This window comes from Pseudomonas ovata, from assembly GCF_003131185.1.
Classification (GTDB): Bacteria; Pseudomonadota; Gammaproteobacteria; order Pseudomonadales; family Pseudomonadaceae; genus Aquipseudomonas; species Aquipseudomonas ovata.
Map to the genome: position 1 here is coordinate 107,373 of NZ_QFFU01000017.1, position 18,684 is coordinate 126,056.

Consider the following 18,684-nt stretch of genomic DNA (forward strand, 5'->3'; position numbering starts at 1 on the left):
GGTCAGAAGTCCTTGCGCAGTTGCACGCCGAAATAGCGCTCGTCGTCACGCGGCACGGCGCGGTAGATGTAGTTGCCACCGGTGGCGAGCATCGGCGAGTAGGACTTATCGGCCAGATTCTTGCCCAGCAAGGCCACGCGCCAGCCGGCGTCGTAGTCAGCCAGGGCCATGCTGGCGTTCCAGATACCGTAGGCGCCCTGCCGGGTGTCGGGGTTCTGGCTGATGTCGTACTGCACCTCGCTCTGCCAGCTGTAGTCGCTGCTCAGTTCGATATCCAGGCCGTTGTCCAGCGGGATGCTGTAGTCGGCACGCACATAGCTTTTCCAGTCCGGGCTGTACGGCAGGGTCTTGCCATCGACATTGCATGAAGCCGCCGCCCCGGCCGGGCAGGCGAAGCTGTCGATGCGCGCCTGGGTGTAGGCCAGCGCGCCGGAGACCTTGAACTGCGAAGTCACCTGCAAGGCGTAGTCGAGTTCGACGCCCTGGGTCTTCACGCTGCCGGCGTTGATCAGGCGCGTCACCACCTGGCCGGCGACGCTGTCGAAGAAGTTGGCCTGGTAGTTGTCGTACTCGCTGTGGAACACCGCCAGATTGGTGGTCAGGCGGTTGTTCCAGGCGCTGGCCTTGATCCCCGCTTCCCAAGTGTTGGAGGTTTCCGGCTTCAGGGCCTCGGTGTCGCGTGGCTGCATGTTGAAGAACACGTTATAGGCCGGGCCCTTGTAGCCGCGCGAATAAGTGACGTAGCTGGTCACGGTATCGCTCAGGTCATATTGCAGCCCCAGGCGCCCGGACTTGCCGTCTTCGTCGACCGATCCTGTGCTGCGGGTGGCCGGCTGGATACCGCTGACCGTGGTGGACGAGGTCGAGACGCGGCGATGGTCATACTCCAAGTCATCGTGGCTCCAGCGCAGCCCGGCGATGGCGCGCAGGTCCGGGGTCAGGTTGAAGGTGCTCTCGCCGAACACCGCATAGTTCTCGCTGGTGGTGCTGTAGTCGGCCACGCCCTGCTCACGGGCGGTCGGGGTGATCAGCGTGCGCTGGTAGGTTTCATCGCTCTTGCCGCGCATGTAGAACAGCCCGCCGACGTACTCGACAAAGCCGCCCTTGGGCGAGGCCAGGCGCAGCTCCTGAGAGTACTGGTTGTAGTCCAGCTTGCCCTTGTCTTCGGTGCCGGGAAACGCCGTGGTAATGGCAGCCAAGCGGTCGCCGTCCTGGTACTGGGTGTTGTCCCAGCCGCGCCAGGCGGTGATCGACGTCAGGGTGTGGTCGCCCAGTTGCCAGTCCAGTTGCCCGGACAATCCTTTATTCACGTCCTCGACATGGCTGCGGTAATCGCTGACCACGTCGCGGTTGTCGCTGCCGGCGCGCACCGGGGCCAGGGCACTGGCGAACGCCGGCGTCAGTGCCTGGCTGACCACGCCATTGGGCGCGTCGTCATGGCTTTGCATGTAGTCGGCGGCCAGGGTGAAGGTCACCTCGTCGCTGGGGGTGAATTGCAGTTTGCCGCGCACGCCCTTGCGGTTATAGCCGTTGACCTCGTGACCATTGGCCTGGTTGTCGACGTTGCCGTCGTAGCTGCCGAACAGGGTGGTGACCGAGCCCTTGAGCGTATCGGGGATCAGGCTGCCGCCGAGGCCGAAGCGCGTGCGGCTTTCATGGCCGCTGTACCAGGACTGGTCGATGTAGCCATGAGTGGCTTCGGTCGGGGCCTTGGTCACCACGTTGAGCACGCCGGCCGAGGCGTTCTTGCCGAACAGCGTGCCTTGCGGGCCGCGCAGCACTTCAATGCGCTCAAGGTCCAGCAGGTCGAGGGTCGCCTGCCCCGGCCGGCCGAGCACCACGCCATCGATGACCGTGGCCACGGTCGGTTCGACGCCCGGCGAAGTGGAAATGGTGCCGACACCGCGAACGAACAGCGAGGTGTCCTTGTTCGACGCACCGGTACGAAAGTTCAGGCTCGGCACTTGCTGAACCAGGCTGGCCACGCCGTTGCGGTTGTCGCGCTCCAACTGTTCGCCCTCGACCACCGAGACCGCCACCGGCACCTTTTGCAGCGATTCTTCGCGGCGCGTGGCCGTCACCGTCACGGCATTGAGCACCGGTGCTTCGGAGGCGCTGCGCGCTGTGTCGGCGAATGCGGCCCCCGGCATCAGCGGCCAGCTTGCCAGGCCCATCAGCAGCCAGGCGCAACGACCTGCCCGCGCCTTGGTGGCCTGTTCGATGGCGGTTGCCAGAGGTGTGTGTCCAGTGCCGCTGCCCAGTGTCGTGCGCATCTGTGTGCCTGCCTGAAAAAGTAGCGAATGTCGTCAATACCCCACGTATTGACGGTTTTTATGTGGCTAAACGGGGCGTTGGCATTCGCACGAGCGAGTAGCAGACAAACCAGGACGTTAGCGCTAACATCGCCAGTATCAGAAACGGGACCATAGAGCGTCCAATACTGAAAAATTACTTTTATATTCCTTTTTCTTTTATGCGGATCACGTCGGCATGGCAGAGCAACCCCCGATAACACGTAAACGCCGCAGCGTTGGTCGCGTCACGCTCACTGCGGTGGCCAAGGCCGTGGGTGTTTCGGCGATCACCGTTTCGCGCTACTTCAATCAGCCCGAACAGGTCTCACCCGAGCTGCGCGAACGCATCGCCACGGTCGTGGCTGATCTGGGTTATGTGCCCAACCTGGTCGCCGGCGGCCTGGCCTCGGCGCGCAGCAAGGTGGTGGCGATGGTGATCCCGAACATCTCCGGGCCGATTTTCGCCAATACGATCCAGGGCTTCAGCGACACCTTGAGCCAGCACGGTTTCCAGTTGCTGCTGGCCTCCAGTTATTTCTCGGCCGAGCAGGAAGAAAGCGCGGTGCGGGCTTTTCTCGGCTGGTCGCCGGCCGCCCTGGTGCTGACCAGCCACTTTCATACCGCCGCGACGCAGAAGATGATCGAGCAGGCCGACATGCCGGTGATCGAAACCTGGGATTACCAGCCGCAGCGCCAGCCGATCCAGATCGGCTTTTCGCATTACCAGGTCGGTGTCACGGCAGCGCGCTACCTGCATGGCAAGGGCTACCGGCGCATCGCCTTTGTGCAGAACAGCGTGGTCAGCGACTTCAGCGCCCTGGAGCGGCGTGACGGTTATGCCGATACGTTGAGGACGCTGGGGCTTGAGCCGTGGGTCTTCGCCCCGGACCCGGGACTGGCGCCGTTCGAGGCCGGCAAGCAAGCCATGCAGCACTTGATGAGCGGGGTGCAGCGCCCGGATGCGATTTTCTTTGCCAACGACAACCTGGCCGCCGGCGGCCTGCTGGCCGGTCAGCGCGCCGGCCTGTCGATCCCGCAGGACTGTGCGGTGATGGGCTTTGGCGACTACGCCTTTGCCGAAATGCTGTTGCCCAGCCTGAGCACCATCAAGCCGCCGGCGCTGGAGATCGGCGTGCTGGCGGCGCAGCGACTGCTGCAAAGCCTGGGCGTGTTGCCGCTGGAGGGTGAGCTGCAGCGCTTGAACCTGCTGGAGTGCCAGTTGATGGAACGGGAAAGCACATAGCGCTCTAAGATGAGGTAGCCCCTCATTTCTGACAGGAGAAACGCCATGACCCGACCTCGCAAAGTCGCTATCGTCACGGGCGCATCACGCGGCATCGGCGCACAGATCGCCCGGCGCCTGGCCGCCGACGGCTTTGCCGTGGTGATCAACTACGCCCACAGCGCCGACGAAGCCGACACCCTGGTGGCCGAACTGATGGGCCAGGGTCACGATGCGATTGCGATCAAGGCCGACGTCGCCAGCACCGCCGATGTGCGCCGATTGTTCGACGCCACCGAGCACCACCTGGGCCAGGTCGATGTGCTGGTCAACAACGCCGGGATCCTCAAGACCACGCCACTGCTCGACACCAGCGACGAGTTGTTCGAGCAGACCTTTGCGGTCAATACCCGGGGCGTGTTCAACACCCTGCGCGAAGCCGGCCGGCGCTTGAACGACGGTGGGCGGATCATCAATTTCTCGACCACCGCCCTCGCCCTGAGCCTGCCGGGCTACGCCATCTACAACGCCAGCAAGGCCGCCGTGGAAGCCATGACCCCGGTATTCGCCAAGGAACTGCGCGGGCGCAGCATCACGGTCAATGCCGTGGCGCCGGGGCCGGTGGCCACCGAACTGTTCCTCAACGGCAAGACCGAAGAACAGATCCAGCATTTCGCCAGCCTGCCGCCGCTGCAACGCCTCGGCCAGCCCGACGACATCGCCAGCGTCGTGGCCTTCCTGGCCGGTCCCGATGCAGGCTGGGTCAACGGCCAGGTCCTGCGCGCCAATGGCGGCCTGGCGTGACCATCTGCGCCTACCGTCCTACCGCACCAGATGCAGGAACTGCATGTGGCGTTCGTACTGGTCGAGCACGTCGTTGATCACCTGCTCCTTGGTGTAGCCGACCAGGTCGTAGTCCTGGCTGCCTTCGCTCAGGTGCACCTCGGCGCGGTAGTAGCGGCGGTTGTTCAATTGCTTGGAGCCCATGCCGCCACGGGCGAAGGACGGAGTGAAGAAGCCTTTCATCTGCACCTGGTAGATGAAAGGACGCTCTTCGCCGTGGCCGATTTCCAGGGTCACCGAGTCGTTGGCCGGGTCCGGCACGTTGTTCACGACCAGGCCCTTCTCGACGAACACGGCCGTCACCTCGTCGATGGCCGGGCGTACGGTCTGGTCGAGGAAGCGGTACACCTCGTCGCGCGACGGGTAATGCACCGCCTGGCTCAGGCGCTGGCGCCAGCCGCCACGCCGGGCACCCGAGGCCGGGGCCAGGGAATACAACTGCGCCAGTTGCCGCTGCGACTCCAGATAGAACGCCTTGTGCAGCCCCCACATCATCAGCAGCAGGATCAGCGAGAACGGCAGCGAGGTCAGCACCACCGCCGACTTGAGCGCATCGATGCTGCCGGAGAACAGCAGGCCGCTGGTCACCAGTGCCGTGGCCGCACCCCAGAAGACGCGCAGCCATTTCGGGCCGTCTTCATCAGCATTGCCGCCCTTGGCCGACAGGGTCGAAAGCACCACGGTGCCGGAGTCGGCCGAGGTGACGAAGAACACAAAGCTGATGAACACGGTCACGGCAATGACCGTCTTGCTCCAGGGGTAGGTTTCCAGCAGCAGGTACAGGGTCATGGACGGGTCGTCGATGGCCGACTGGCCCAGCGCGGTCATGCCGTTTTCCAGCACTTGGTAAATGGCGCTGTTACCGAAGATCGACATCCACGCCAGGGTGAAACCCAACGGGATCAGCAGCACGCCGAAAACGAACTCGCGGATGGTGCGACCTCGCGAAATGCGGGCGATGAACAGGCCCACGAACGGCGCCCAGGCAATCCACCAGGCCCAGTAGAACACGGTCCAGCCGCCCAGCCAGCCGTCGACACTCTTGTAGGCGTAGACGTCGAAGCTCTTGGACGGCAGCGCGCCCAGGTAGTCGCCGATGTTCTGCACCAGGGTGTTGAGCAGGTGCTGGGTGGGACCGGCGAACAGCACGAACAGCAGCAGTGCACAGGCCAGCAGCATGTTGATGTCGGACATGACCCGCACGCCCTTGTCGACGCCGGAGACCGCTACCACGATGGCGGCGCCCATCATCAGGGTGATCAGCCCGACCTGCACCCACTGGGTGTGGGCCACGCCGAACAGGTAGTCCAGGCCGGAATTGAGATGCAGCACGCCAAAGCCCATGTCGGCACCCAGGCCGAAGATGGTGGCGATGATACCGAAGCCGTCGACGGCATAACCGATCGGGCCATTGATGCGCTTGCCGATCAGCGGGTACAGCGCCGAGCGCAAGGCCAGCGGCAGGTTATGCCGGTAGGCGAAATAGGCCAGCGCCATGCCGACAAAGGCAAACACGCCCCAGCCATGCAGGCCCCAGTGCAGGAACAGCAACTGCATGGCCTGGCGCGCCGAGTCAACCGTGCCAGCCTCGCCTTGCGGCGGTTGCAGCATGTGGGTCAGGGGTTCGGATACGCAGAAGAAGAACAGCGTGATGCTGATGCCGGCGGCGAACAGCATGCCGGCCCAGGACAGGTAGCTGAATTCGGGCTCGTCGTGGTCGGCACCGAGCTTGATCTTGCCGTAGCCAGACAAGGCGGTGACCACCACGAAGACCAGATACAGCGTCATGACCAGCATGTAGTACCAGCCGACGGTTTCGGCCGCCCAGGTCTGCGCCGCCAGCAACCATTGGCCACTGGCCTCGGGAAAGCTGATGACGATGAGGCCGAAAATGAGGATGAAACTGGCCGCAAAATAGAACACCGGCGCATTCATGCGCACCGGGCCATTACCGGCAGGGGTGAGGGTATTCATGCGTGATACGCCTCCAGCGTCCGTAAAACACGGGTCAGACATGGGCAGGACAAGGGCATTGCCTCCTTTTGGGAGCGGGCAGCGGACCACCGTTCAAGATTGATTGAACGTTCAATTTAAACATGAAAGCGCCCGTGATGACGAATCGCAGGCGGTGTGTCGGGGGTTGGAACAGGCGTAAGACGTGCACGACGAACGGATCGTTCCCTGATGGCACGGTGATTACAGAGCCGCTGTAGGAGCGCGCTTGCCCGCGACCGAGTGCGTAGCGCTCGCAGAAATCTCGAAAACGCTGAAAATTTACGACTGCTGCGCAGCCGGTCGCGGTGGTCCGGCATTCCGGCAAGCGTGCTCCTGCAAAATCTTGGAAACGCTGAAATTTTACGACTGCTGCGCAGCCGGTCGCGGGTAAACGCGCTCCTACAGAATCTGCGAAACGCTGAAATTTTACGACTGCTAACGCAGCCGGTCGCGGGCAAGCGCGCTCCTACAGCCGGAGGGGTCTGAGCGCGGGCGGGGTGCGCTTTACTTCTGGGTGCCGTCGTCGGTCTGCAGCAGATTGGCCTGGGTCAGGTTGCTGCCGGCCGGCACGCTGCGGGTCAGCCAGACGTTGCCGCCGATGGTCGAGCCCTTGCCGATGGTGATGCGCCCCAGGATGGTCGCACCGGCGTAGATCACCACATCGTCCTCGACGATCGGGTGACGGGCCTGGCCCTTGTGCAGGTTGCCGTTCTCATCGGCCGGAAAGCGCTTGGCGCCCAGGGTCACGGCCTGATAGATGCGCACCCGCTCGCCAATGATCGCGGTTTCGCCGATCACCACGCCGGTGCCGTGGTCGATGAAGAAGCTCGGGCCGATCTGCGCGCCGGGGTGCAGGTCGATGCCGGTGTCGGAGTGGGCGATTTCCGCGCTGATACGCGCCAGCAGCGGCAGGCCGGCACGGTACAGGTGGTGCGCCAGGCGATGATGGATGATCGCCAGGATGCCCGGATAGCACAGCAGCACCTCGTCGACACTGCGCGCTGCCGGGTCACCCTGATAGGCGGCCAGCACATCGGTGTCGAGCAGCCGGCGAATACCCGGCAGGGCAATGGCAAAGTCCTGGATGATCTGCAGCGCTCGCTGGTCGATGCCTTCGACCGGCGTGCCCTGCTGCTGGGCCACGTATCGCAGTTCCAGTCGCGCCTGGGCCAGCAGGGCGTTGAGGGCGACATCCAGGGTATGGCCGACGTAGAAGTCCTCGCTTTCTTCGCGCAGGTCCACCGGCCCCAGGCGCATGGGAAACAGCGCCCCGGTCAGCGCCTCGATGATGTCGCTCATGGCCGCACGCGACGGCAGTTCGCGCCCGCCATGTTCGCCGCTGACCCGCCGGTTACGGGTGCGCCAGTCGTCACGCGCCTCGCGCAACTGGCCGACGATACGCTGCAGTTGCCAGTGGCTGGAGCGGCCGTCGCCAGTGCCTTGTGGGATATCGCTCACGCTGAACTCTCCTGGGTCGTCAAGGGAACGCGATCGCGTTGATGCGGCCGCCTGCCTTCTACTCTACGGCAAACAAATGCGTTGAAAAAATACCCGTTTGCGCAAGACCCGGACGACAACGGCATAAGCCTGCACCGGTTGCCGTGTACCAAACCTGTGCCTATAGTCGAGTGATTCTCCACAGGAACGCCTTTATCCACATGCTCAATAAACAGCTTGCCCGTTTTCCGCGCCTGGACCTGATCGGCGCCCCTACCCCACTGGAAAAGCTCGAACGCCTGTCGGCCTGGGTCGGGCGCGACATCTATGTCAAGCGTGACGACACCACCACCCTGGCCCTGGGCGGCAACAAGGTGCGCAAGCTCGAATACCTGGCCGCCGATGCGCAGGCACAAGGCGCCGACACGCTGATCACCGCCGGTGCCATCCAGTCCAATCACGTACGCCAGACCGCCGCCCTGGCCGCCCGCCTGGGCCTGGGCTGCGTGGCCCTGCTGGAAAACCCCATCGCCAGCGAAGACCCCGACTACCTGCACAACGGCAACCGCCTGTTGCTGGAACTGTTCGATGCCAAAGTGGAGCTGGTCGAAAACCTCGACAACGCCGACGAACAATTGCAGGCGCTGGCCGCGCGCCTGCAGAGCAACGGCAAAAAGCCCTATACCGTGCCCATCGGCGGCTCCAGCCCGGTCGGCGCCCTGGGGTATGTTCGCGCAGGCCTGGAGCTGGCCGATCAGATCGAACAGATCGGCGTGCCCTTTGCGGCCGTGGTGGTCGCCTCCGGCAGCGCCGGCACCCACAGCGGTCTGGCGCTGGCCCTGGCCGAGCGGCAACCGGCGTTGCCATTGATCGGGGTGACCGTGTCGCGCAGTGAGGAAGACCAGTTACCCAAGGTCCGGCGCCTGGCCGAAAGCACCGCCGCCCTGCTGGACATCGCCGTGCCGGAACCCTTGAAGATCAATCTGTGGGACGAGTACTACGCGCCCCGTTACGGCGAGCCCAATGCCGGCACCCTGGCAGCGATCCGGCTGGTGGCCGGCCAGGAAGGCCTGTTGCTGGACCCGGTCTATACCGGCAAGGCCATGGCCGGCCTGCTCGACGGCATCGGTCGGCAGCGCTTCGACGAAGGCCCGATTGTCTTTGTCCATACGGGCGGCGCGCCGGCACTGTTTGCTTATCCACAGCTGTTTTCCGGCTGAGGGCGCAGGCCAGAGCGCTACACGACCTTTATGCAATAACGAAATAAAAAAACATTTTTAGTTATTTTTATTTATAAAAAACACCTTCTATAGTGCGCGCCACACGAAGGGGTGCCGAACAAATCTTTACAGGTTCGGCACTTCGTCCGTTTGTAAGAAGTCTCAATTCTGATCGACACGTGCATTCATCAAGGGGCTCGCATGAACATTTCCGCTATCCGCCGTACCGTCCTGTTTTCCGCCCTGAGCCTGGCGCTCGGCACCGGCCTTGCCGGCCAGGCTATGGCCGGTGAGCAACTGCAGAAAATCAAGGACAGCGGCACGTTGAACGTGGGCCTGGAAGGCACCTATCCACCCTTCAGCTTCGTCGATGAAAACGGCAAGCTCACAGGCTTCGAGGTCGAGCTGGCCGAAGCGCTGGCCAAGGAACTGGGGGTCAAGGCCAAGGTGCAGCCGAGCAAGTGGGACGGCATTCTTGCCGCGCTGGAATCGAAGCGCCTGGACGTCGTGGTCAACCAGGTGACCATTTCCGAAGAGCGCAAGAAGAAGTACGACTTCTCCACGCCCTACACCGTGTCCGGCATCCAGGCCATGACCAGAAAAGACACCGCCGCCTCGATCAAGACCGCCCAGGACCTGGCCGGCAAGAAAGTGGGCCTGGGCCTGGGCACCAACTATGAGCAATGGCTCAAGGAGAACGTGCCAGGCGCCATTATCAAAACCTATGACGACGATCCGACCAAGATCCAGGACCTGAGCGTAGGCCGTATCGACGTCATTCTGGTTGACCGTCTCGCGGCCCTGGAAATGCAGCAAAAGACCAAAGACAAACTGGTCGCAGCGGGTGAGGCCTTCTCGCGCCAGGCGTCCGGTATCGCCCTGCGCAAGGGTGAGCCCGAGCTGCTGGCGGCCATCGACGAGGCGCTGGCCAAGCTGCGCGCCGACGGCACGCTGAAAAAGCTGTCAGAGAAATACTTCGGCGCTGACGTGACCCAATGATTCAGGAGAGCCTCAATCTCGTCATCGAGTCGGCGCCCTTTCTGCTCAAGGGCGCTTACTACACCGTCGTACTCAGCCTGGGCGGCATGTTCTTCGGCCTGCTGCTGGGCTTTGCCCTCGCGCTGATGCGCCTGTCGCGGTCGAAGCTGGTGAACTGGACGGCGCGGCTCTACGTGTCATTCTTTCGCGGCACGCCCTTGCTGGTGCAGTTGTTCCTGATCTACTACGGTCTGCCGCAGCTGGGCCTGGAGCTGGACCCGCTGCCGGCGGCGCTGATCGGTTTCTCGCTGAACATGGCCGCCTACGCCTGTGAAATCCTGCGCGCCGCCATCGGCTCGGTGGACCGCGGGCAATGGGAGGCGGCTGCCAGCATCGGCATGACCCGCTGGCAGGCCATGCGCCGGGCGATCCTGCCGCAGGCAGCACGCACCGCCCTGCCACCGCTGGGCAACAGCTTCATTTCGCTGGTCAAGGACACCGCGCTGGCCGCGACCATCCAGGTGCCGGAGCTGTTCCGCCAGGCGCAACTGATCACCGCGCGCACCTTCGAGATCTTCACCATGTACCTGGCCGCGGCGCTGATCTACTGGGTGCTGGCCACCCTGCTCTCGCACTTCCAGAACCGTCTCGAAGCCCGGGTCAACCGTCATGAACAGGAGTCCTGATGCATGATCGAAATCAAGGGCCTGACCAAGGACTTCAAGGGCAACCCGGTGCTCAAGGGCATCGACCTGCGTGTCGAAGCCGGCGAGGTGGTCGCCATTATCGGCCCCAGTGGCTCGGGCAAGACCACCTTGTTGCGCTGCCTGAACCTGCTCGAAGAACCGTCCGGCGGCACCCTGCAGGTCGGTGATATCCGCATCGACGGCAACCGTCCCCTGGGCAAGCAACAGGATCTGATCCGCCAGTTGCGCCAGCAGGTGGGGTTCGTGTTCCAGAACTTCAACCTGTTCCCGCACCGCACCGCCCTGGAAAACGTCATCGAGGGGCCGGTGGTGGTCAAGAAGGTGGCGCGTGAAAAGGCCATCGCCCTGGGCCGGCAATTGCTGGCCAAGGTGGGCCTGGCCGGCAAGGAAGATGCCTACCCCAGGCGTCTGTCCGGCGGCCAGCAGCAGCGGGTGGCGATTGCCAGGGCCCTGGCAATGGAGCCGCAGGTGATTCTGTTCGATGAGCCGACTTCGGCGCTGGACCCTGAACGGGTCGGCGAAGTGCTCAACACCATCCGCGACCTGGCCGCCGAACAGCGCACCATGGTCATCGTCACCCACGAGATGAGCTTTGCCCGTGATGTGGCCAATCGTGTGGTGTTCATCGACAAGGGAGTCATTGTCGAGCAGGGCGAAGCCAAGGCCCTGTTCGCCAATCCCACCCAGGCACGCACGCGCCAGTTTCTGGAGCGCAGTCGTTCCTGATCCCGCATCCGGTAGGAGGGCTGCTTACTGTCAGGTAAACAGCCTCTATCAATAAGTGTAGGAATTTTCTGATTCGCTCATTTCATGCTTTACCCGCCCGTCGACTTATTGACAGCCCCAACTAAAACTCATTAGCTCAGAAAGAAAAAAGTTCGACGCCCAAACGAGTTCATTGAGTTTTGTGCCACGTTTGCACGCCCTGTTATTTATCGACCGGCGACTACGCTCGTGACTGGGGCTGGTCCGCCTGTGCCTTTTTAGTTGCATGACTTGAAACGAGCGAGTATCCGGACATGAGTCACACTTCCTGCACCACCCCCCAGGCAAAACTGCCTGCCCCCGTTATTCCCATGGCCTGCCGACATGGCGTCGGCCTGCTTGCCGCGCCGCAGCTGACCGTGCAGATTCCGGCCTACGAGGCGATGGATGAAGGCGACCTGATCGAGCTGTTCTGGGACGGCTGTTATGTCGCCTCCGCCGTCCTGAGCCGCGACGATATGCAGCACTCGGTGGCCTTGCGGGTGCCTGAAAGCTTCCTGCAAAACGGCAAGGCCCGAACCTACTACCGGGTGATGAAGATCGGCGGTACGCCCCTCACTTCGCTGTGCCACAAGCTCTGGGTCAAGCTGGATGCACCTGGCGGGCAACTGCCGGGCTCCAGCGAGGAAGAAAACCAGGGCCTGGCGCCGCTGTCGCTATCGCCCTGCGTGGCCCGGCGCGGCCTGACGCCCAGGCATCTGGAGAGCGGCCTGCCACTGACCATCGAGCCATACCTGAACATGGCCACCCACGACGAAATCACCCTGCGCTGGGGCGACTTGCGGCTGGACCTGCCACCGCTGCGCGAAGAGGATATCGACAACCCCATCGACCTGGTGATTCCCCCTGCCCTGATTCGCGAAGCCATCGAAACCCAGCCACCGGAAATCACTTACTGCATTATTGACCGGGTCGGCAATCACTCGTACTGGGCACCTTCGCGCGCACTGAATATTCAACTTCTGGAATCTGAAGTGTGAGCGGCGGGCCGTTGTTAAATGTAGCGATTCGCCAGTTTTCAACAATAAACATGGCCTATCGACACACACGAACACAGGGGCCTTATTACTTATAACCCTGAATACCGTTATTACCCGGCCTGACGGAATGGCGCCTAAAGTTTCATGCCCACCGCCAGCCGGTTGAATGCATTCATCAATGACACTGCCAGGGTCAGGTCACTGATCTGGGCAGCAGAAAAGTGCGCCTGCAAGGGCTCGTACAGCTCATCGGGCGCCCCTTGTTCACTGATGTGCGTGAGCGACTCGGCCCAGGCCAGTGCCGCCCGCTCACGCGCATCGAACAGTTCGCTGATCCGCCAGCCGGCCAGGCAGTCGAGCTTTGCCTGCGGCACGTCGCACTCGCGCAGGGTTTGCGCATGCTTGCCCAGGCAAAACGCGCAGCCGTTGATTTGTGACACCCGCAGGAACACCAGCTCCAGCAGCGGCAATTCCAGCGCGCCTTCGACCAGCGCCTTGTTGGTGGCCAGCAGGCCTTGATAGGCGGCCGGCGACAGGGAGGAAAACGGCAGTCTGAGTTGGCTCATGGTGAATCTCCTATGAAAAATAAAGGTTCAGGAACAGGCGAGCGCGCCAAACAACGGCTCCAGGGCCAGCCGGGTACGCGCCTCGGCCAGCGCGCTGTTGACGGCTTCATCACCGAACACCAGGCCCTGCAAATAGCTGAAGTGCAGGTCGAACACGCCCAGGGTGTTGAGCACATGGCGCAGGTAGGACGTGAGGAAATCAGGCTGCCGCGCCCGCACGCCCTGATGAAAGCCACCGGACCCCGCCAGCACGTAGGTCGGCCGGTCGCACAGCAGGCCGGTCTTGCCCTCGGGACCTGCGCTGAAGGTGCGCTGAATGCGCAGCACATAATCGATCCACAGCTTGAGCGCGGCAGGCACGGTGAAGTTATGCATCGGCGTGGCGATCAGCAGCACATCGCAGCGTTGCAGCTCATTGATCAGCGCCTCGGACACCTCGAACACCGGCGCGTCGAACGGGGTGACCGTGGTCAGGGCGCGGGCATACTCACCGGTCAACGGCGGCAATGGCCGGGCACCCAGATCGCGCTCGACCAGCGCCAGCACCGGTTGCCGCTGGCGCAAGGCGCTTATCAGCTCCAAAGCCAGCCGGTAAGCATGGGAAGCCTCGCCTTGGGGGCTGGCATTGATCAGCAGGACGTTTTTCATACTGCGCTCCCGTCGTTCAGGCCCTGGGTGAAGTGCATGCCACGGGCCAGCAGGCCCTGGCGAAAATAGAAACGCTGGGCCAGCGGCATGTGCAGTCCGGTGTCCAGCACCAGGTGCTGGCAACCCCGACGACACGCCTCGCTGCGCACGGCCTCCAGCAACTGCGCACCCAGGCCGCTGCGCTGCAGGTCGGGACTGATGACCAGGTCGTCGACATAGATGAAGCGGCCATACAACAGGTTTTCCAACTCACGGTAGCCGGCCAGGCCAACGGTGGTTTTACCGTCGCGCACGGCCAACAGGCGATACCCCTGGCCGGTCTGGCGCAGCAGTTGCGCGGTATAGGCCTCGGTGCAGGCCAGATGCGGGCGCAGGACGCGCATCAGCTCGAAACTGGCCGCCAGGCCGGATCGGTCGTCGAGGTGCAGAAAGGTATAGGCCATGGGGTGAGCCGCCGTGAAGAGAGGGCTCACTTTAGGCGGCCGATGACCTAAGCTACAGGGCCAAAAAACACATAAATGACCAGGCCATGTTGACGCCCTTCATTCCGGATCGCAGCCAGACCTCACCGATCTACCGCCAGCTGTACCAACGTTTTCGCGAGTCCATTGCCGACGGCCGCCTGCGTCCTGGCGACCGGGTGCCGGCCGTGCGTGCGCTGGCGGCGGAACTGAACCTGGCGCGCGGCACCGTGGAGGCGGCTTACCAGTTGTTAATAGCTGAAGGCTACCTGATTGCCCGTGGTGCGGCCGGTACGGTGGTCACACCACATTTGCCGGCCCTTGCTACAGGCGCCGTGCCGTTGCCGGAGCCGGCAGCGCCCTTCACGTCCAGCCATCGCGGTGCACTGCCGCAGGCCTTGCAGATGGGCCTGCCGGCGCTGGATGCCTTTCCGCGCAAGCTGTGGACCCGCCTGGCCGGGCGTCAACTGCGCCAGGCCGGGCTTGAAGGGCTGGTCTATCCCGACCCGCAAGGCCATGCACCGCTGCGGGCGGCCATCGCCACTTATCTGGGGATTTCACGCGGTATCACCTGCCGGGCCGAACAGGTGTTCGTCTGCGCCGGCTACCGCGCCTGCCTGGACCTGATCGTCCACACGCTGATGCAACCCGATGACCGCTGCTGGTTCGAGGAGCCGGGCTATTTCATGGCCCGCAATGCCTTGCAGCACGCCGGCATGCACCTGGTGCCGGTGCCGGTGGACGACCAGGGCCTGGACGTGGCCCAAGGCATTCAGCGTGCACCGGATGCCCGCTTTGCCGTGGTCACCCCGACCCACCAGAGCCCGCTGGGTGTGTCGCTGTCGTTGCCGCGCCGCCTGGCCCTGCTGGACTGGGCCGGCCGCAACCAGCGCTGGATCATCGAGGATGACTACGACAGCGAATACCGCTACCAGGGTAGGCCGTTGCCTGCACTCAAGAGCCTCGACCAGCAAGGCCGTGTGCTGTACACCGGCACCTTCAGCAAGGTGCTGTTTCCCGGCCTGCGCCTGGCCTACCTGGTGGTGCCGGCCGAACAGAACCAGGCCTTCGCCTGCCAGGCCGACCGGCTGCACAACCATTGCCCGCAGTTGCTGCAAGCCACGGTCACGGCGTTTCTCAACGAGGGACATTTTGCCCGGCACCTGAACAGGATGCGCCAGCTTTACGCACACCGCCGTCACTGGCTGGTCGAGGCCTTGCAACAGGCCTTTGGCGAGCGCCTGGACCTCAATCCGCAGGCCGGCGGCATGCATGTGCTGGCCGGCCTGCCAGAAGGTGACGACGTCGAAATAGCCCGGCGTGCCAGAGCCCAGGGCCTCTCGATAGAGCCGCTGTCGCAATGGTATCTGCAAGAGACGCCCCGGCAGGGGTTGGTGATGGGCTTTACCAATGTCACCCGTGCCGAACAGGCGTCGGCACTGGCGCAGCGGTTGGCAGGCTGTCTTTAAACAGCCATGGGCGCCGTCAGTGGCGCATGATGCTGATAGCCTTCCAGGCTGAAGTCCGAAGGTTCGATCAGCTCCAGCCACTCGGGCTGATAGACACCGGTCTTGGCAAAGTCCGGCACACGGTCGGAAATGACCAGCTTCGGCGCCGGGAACGGCTCACGGGTCATCTGCTCGTTGAGCATGTCCAGATGGTTTTCATACACATGGGCATCGCCGATGAAGTAGGTGAACCAGCGCGGTGTGTAGCCGGTCAGGCGCCCGATCAGGCTCAGCAGCGCTGCACCCTCGGTGAGGTTGAACGGCGTGCCCAGACCCAGGTCGTTGGAGCGGATGTACAGGGTCAGGGAGATTTCCCGGGTCTGCGGATTGGGGTGCAGCTGGTACAGCAAATGACACGGCGGCAAGGCCATTTCATCGAGCTGCGCGCAGTTCCAGCCGTGGAACAGAATGCGCCGGCTGCCGGGGTCGTTGATGATGGTGTCGACGCACTGGCGGATCTGGTCGATGGCCTTGTACAGCACCACGAACGCCTGACCGTCTTCTTCGGCCTCGGCGATCTGCCGGTAGCCCTGGGCCAGGGTCTGCTCGATAGCCGCCTGGTTGCTGGCCGGAATGCGCTTGTAGGCCGGCCACTTGCGCCATTGCACGCCGTAGATTTCGCCCAGGTCGTCTTCACCCTGGCGGAACGGGTTGTTCAGCCAGTGGGTATTCTCGTTGGCGTTCTGGTCCCAGACCTTGCAGCCCAGGGCACGGAATTCAGCGGCGTTGTTGACGCCGCGCAAGAAGCCGACCATCTCGCCGATGGCTGATTTGAACGCCAGGCGCCGGGTGGTGATGGCCGGAAAGCCTTCCTGCAGGTCATAGCGCAACATGGCGCCGGGGAAACTGATGGTGTTCACCCCGGTGCGGTTGGCCTGCAAGGTCCCGTGCTTGATCACATGGGCGACCAGTTCCAGATATTGCTTCATTTCATTACCTGTATCGTTGAACCCGCCAGGCTCGCACCCGGCGTTTCAGAATTAAACCGCTGCCTTGTGGGCATTCGGGGCGCGCTTGTAGGCCAGCCAGATGAGCAGCAGGCCGGCGATGATCATCGGCAGGCTGAGGATCTGGCCCATGGTGACCCAGCCCCAGGCCAGGTAGCCCAGTTGTGCGTCGGGCACGCGCACGAACTCGACGACAAAGCGGAAGATCCCGTAGAACAGCGCGAACATGCCAGACACGGCCATGGTCGGGCGCGGCTTGCGCGCGAACAGGTTGAGGATGATGAACAGTGCCACGCCTTCCAGAGCAAACTGGTACAGCTGCGAAGGATGGCGCGCCAGCTGGGCCGGGTCGCTGAACGGCGGAAAGATCATGGCCCACGGCACGTCGGTCGGCTTGCCCCACAGTTCGGCATTGATAAAGTTGCCGATGCGGCCCGCACCCAGGCCGATCGGCACCAGCGGGGCGACGAAATCCATGATCTGGAAAAAGCTCTTGCCGTTGCGCCGCCCGAACCACCAGGCAGCGATCATCACGCCGACAAAACCGCCATGGAAGGCCATGCCGCCTTTCCAGACCTCGAAAATCAATAACGGGTTGGCCAGGTAATTGGACAGGTCGTAGAACAGCACATAGCCCAGCCGCCCACCGACGATGACGCCCATGGCCAGCCAGAAGATCAGGTCGGAAAGTTTTTCCTTGGTCCAGGTCGGATCAAAGCTGTTCAGCCGGCGCGAGGCCAGCCACCAGGCGCCTCCGATGCCGACCAGGTACATCAGCCCGTACCAGTGGATCTGCAGCGGGCCGAGGGAAACCGCTACCGGGTCAATCTGCGGGTAAGGCAGCATTGCGACTCCTTAATGGGATGCCTTTGCGGCAACGTGATCAGCGGCGCATGTTACCGGAGCGGGGCGTGGGGCTCTAGCCGAGACCGACCGAAGATCGTTACAGTTTCATCTTCCAAAGGAGCACCGCATGTGTCTGATCGTATTCGCCTGGCGCCCCGGCCACTCACAACCGTTGATCGTAGCGGCCAATCGTGACGAGTTTTACGCCCGCCCCACGCAAGCGCTGGCGCCATGGCCGGATGCGCCGCAAGTGTATGCCGGGCGCGACCTGGAGGCCGGTGGCACCTGGCTGGGCGTCACCACGAACGGACGCTTTGCGGCGCTGACCAATATTCGCCAGCCTGGACAAACGCCGGGGCTGCGTTCGCGGGGTGAGCTGGTGGCGGGGTTTCTGACCGGCGAGCAGTCGCCCGAGGTGTATATGGCCGAGGTGGCGGATCGAGCACATGAGTACACGGGTTTCAATCTTCTGGTGGGTGATTCCGGTGCGCTGTATTACTTGGGCTCGCGGCAACCGGCACCACAGCGCCTGGAAGAAGGTGTATATGGACTGTCCAATGCCGGACTCGACACGCCCTGGCCCAAGCTGCGCAAGGCCAGGGCCGGGCTGGCCGCCCACCTGTCTGACCCGCACCCCCCGGCCCTGCTGGCGTTGTTGAGCGATGGCGAACCGGTCGCCGTGGGCGATCTGCCCGATACCGGGGTGGGCCTGGCGACCGAGACCTTGCTGTCGAGCGTGTTCATTGCCAGCGCACATTACGGCACACGGGCCAGCACCGTCCTGATCGTCGAGGCCGACGGACGCCAGCGCCTGGTCGAACGCAGTTTCGGGGTGCAGGGGGTGCAATCGGGCGAGGTCGCGCTGAATATACGTATCGGGTAGGAGCGCGCTTGCCGGAATGCCGGACCACCGCGACCGGCTGCGTTAGCAGTCGTAAATTTTCAGCGTCTACACAATTTCTGCGAGCGCTGCGCACTCGATCGCGGGCAAGCGCGCTCCTACCGAGCCCCACAAGGGCGTGTCAGTGCCCTTTCACGGACCCCGGGTTGAGCAATTACGGCACATGGGCCAGCACCGTCCTGATCGTCGAGGCCGACGGACGCCAGCGCCTGGTCGAACGCAGCTTCGGGGTGCAGGGGGTGCAATCGGGCGAGGTCGCGCTGAATATACGTATCGGGTAGGAGCGCGCTTGCCCGCGACCGAGTGCGTTAGCAGTCGTAAATTTTCAGCGTCTACACAATTTCTGCGAGCGCTGCGCACTCGGTC

General features: G+C 63.2%; 18 protein-coding genes. 10 read left to right on the plus strand and 8 right to left on the minus strand.

Annotation, left to right across the window (positions count from 1 at the left end; translation table 11 throughout):
• Nucleotides 1-2: 2 nt before the first annotated feature.
• Nucleotides 3-2,273, minus strand: a complete 2,271-nt coding sequence (locus DGA31_RS20365; protein WP_109513762.1) for a TonB-dependent receptor — start codon at nt 2,271-2,273, stop codon at nt 3-5.
• Nucleotides 2,274-2,490: 217 nt separating this feature from the next.
• Here DGA31_RS20365 and DGA31_RS20370 point away from each other — a divergent pair, with 217 nt between their 5' ends.
• Together DGA31_RS20370 and DGA31_RS20375 are read left to right on the plus strand one after the other, a co-directional pair.
• Nucleotides 2,491-3,537, plus strand: a complete 1,047-nt coding sequence (locus DGA31_RS20370; protein WP_109513763.1) for a LacI family DNA-binding transcriptional regulator — start codon at nt 2,491-2,493, stop codon at nt 3,535-3,537.
• 45 nt (nt 3,538-3,582) lie between these two features.
• Nucleotides 3,583-4,320, plus strand: a complete 738-nt coding sequence (locus tag DGA31_RS20375; protein WP_109513764.1) for an SDR family oxidoreductase — start codon at nt 3,583-3,585, stop codon at nt 4,318-4,320.
• A gap of 18 nt (nt 4,321-4,338) precedes the next feature.
• Here DGA31_RS20375 and betT read toward each other — a convergent pair whose 3' ends face one another.
• Both betT and epsC read right to left on the minus strand, forming a co-directional pair.
• Nucleotides 4,339-6,294 carry a choline transporter BetT gene (gene betT / locus DGA31_RS20380; protein WP_161959212.1) on the minus strand — a complete coding sequence of 652 codons (1,956 nt, stop codon included), beginning with the start codon at nt 6,292-6,294 and terminating at the stop codon, nt 4,339-4,341.
• A 564-nt stretch (nt 6,295-6,858) separates the two neighbouring features.
• Nucleotides 6,859-7,812: a serine O-acetyltransferase EpsC gene (epsC, locus tag DGA31_RS20385; RefSeq protein WP_109513766.1), complete on the minus strand. Its 954-nt coding sequence runs from the start codon at nt 7,810-7,812 to the stop codon at nt 6,859-6,861.
• A gap of 200 nt (nt 7,813-8,012) precedes the next feature.
• Between epsC and DGA31_RS20390 the strand changes: the two genes are divergently transcribed.
• From DGA31_RS20390 to DGA31_RS20410, 5 genes are all read left to right on the plus strand, one after another.
• A complete protein-coding gene (locus tag DGA31_RS20390; protein WP_109513767.1) occupies nt 8,013-9,011 on the plus strand; it encodes a D-cysteine desulfhydrase in 999 nt (332 codons plus the stop codon).
• Between the two features lie 201 nt (nt 9,012-9,212).
• Nucleotides 9,213-10,010, plus strand: a complete 798-nt coding sequence (gene tcyJ / locus DGA31_RS20395) for a cystine ABC transporter substrate-binding protein (protein WP_056840464.1) — start codon at nt 9,213-9,215, stop codon at nt 10,008-10,010.
• A complete protein-coding gene (gene tcyL, locus DGA31_RS20400) occupies nt 10,007-10,675 on the plus strand; it encodes a cystine ABC transporter permease (protein WP_056840463.1) in 669 nt (222 codons plus the stop codon). The genes tcyJ and tcyL overlap by 4 nt, the downstream gene beginning before the upstream one ends.
• A gap of 3 nt (nt 10,676-10,678) precedes the next feature.
• Nucleotides 10,679-11,422: an L-cystine ABC transporter ATP-binding protein TcyN gene (tcyN, locus tag DGA31_RS20405; RefSeq protein ID WP_109513768.1), complete on the plus strand. Its 744-nt coding sequence runs from the start codon at nt 10,679-10,681 to the stop codon at nt 11,420-11,422.
• Nucleotides 11,423-11,715: 293 nt separating this feature from the next.
• Complete coding sequence (locus DGA31_RS20410) at nt 11,716-12,441, plus strand: hypothetical protein (RefSeq protein ID WP_109513769.1); 726 nt, start codon at nt 11,716-11,718, stop codon at nt 12,439-12,441.
• A 134-nt stretch (nt 12,442-12,575) separates the two neighbouring features.
• Here DGA31_RS20410 and DGA31_RS20415 read toward each other — a convergent pair whose 3' ends face one another.
• The 3 genes from DGA31_RS20415 to DGA31_RS20425 are packed head-to-tail and all read right to left on the minus strand — an operon-like array spanning nt 12,576 to nt 14,098.
• Complete coding sequence (locus DGA31_RS20415) at nt 12,576-13,007, minus strand: carboxymuconolactone decarboxylase family protein (RefSeq protein WP_109513770.1); 432 nt, start codon at nt 13,005-13,007, stop codon at nt 12,576-12,578.
• 27 nt (nt 13,008-13,034) lie between these two features.
• Nucleotides 13,035-13,655 carry an FMN-dependent NADH-azoreductase gene (locus tag DGA31_RS20420; protein ID WP_109513771.1) on the minus strand — a complete coding sequence of 207 codons (621 nt, stop codon included), beginning with the start codon at nt 13,653-13,655 and terminating at the stop codon, nt 13,035-13,037.
• A complete protein-coding gene (locus DGA31_RS20425; RefSeq protein ID WP_109513772.1) occupies nt 13,652-14,098 on the minus strand; it encodes a GNAT family N-acetyltransferase in 447 nt (148 codons plus the stop codon). Before DGA31_RS20425 ends, DGA31_RS20420 begins: the two co-directional genes overlap by 4 nt.
• A gap of 86 nt (nt 14,099-14,184) precedes the next feature.
• On the opposite strand from DGA31_RS20425, the gene pdxR reads away from it, so the two are divergent.
• Entirely contained in the window at nt 14,185-15,585 is a 1,401-nt protein-coding gene (pdxR, locus tag DGA31_RS20430) for a MocR-like pyridoxine biosynthesis transcription factor PdxR (protein WP_109513773.1), read from the plus strand.
• Here the strand turns inward: pdxR and DGA31_RS20435 are convergent.
• Complete coding sequence (locus DGA31_RS20435; protein WP_109513774.1) at nt 15,582-16,553, minus strand: thymidylate synthase; 972 nt, start codon at nt 16,551-16,553, stop codon at nt 15,582-15,584. The genes pdxR and DGA31_RS20435 overlap by 4 nt on opposite strands.
• A gap of 51 nt (nt 16,554-16,604) precedes the next feature.
• Nucleotides 16,605-17,417 (minus strand): prolipoprotein diacylglyceryl transferase, encoded by an 813-nt coding sequence (lgt, locus tag DGA31_RS20440; protein WP_056840455.1) that lies wholly within the window; start codon nt 17,415-17,417, stop codon nt 16,605-16,607.
• A 127-nt stretch (nt 17,418-17,544) separates the two neighbouring features.
• Between lgt and DGA31_RS20445 the strand changes: the two genes are divergently transcribed.
• A complete protein-coding gene (locus DGA31_RS20445) occupies nt 17,545-18,300 on the plus strand; it encodes an NRDE family protein (RefSeq protein ID WP_109513775.1) in 756 nt (251 codons plus the stop codon).
• A 164-nt stretch (nt 18,301-18,464) separates the two neighbouring features.
• On the plus strand, nt 18,465-18,599 hold the full coding sequence (locus DGA31_RS30500; RefSeq protein WP_277749404.1) for a hypothetical protein: 135 nt from the start codon (nt 18,465-18,467) through the stop codon (nt 18,597-18,599).
• Nucleotides 18,600-18,684 lie beyond the last annotated feature (85 nt).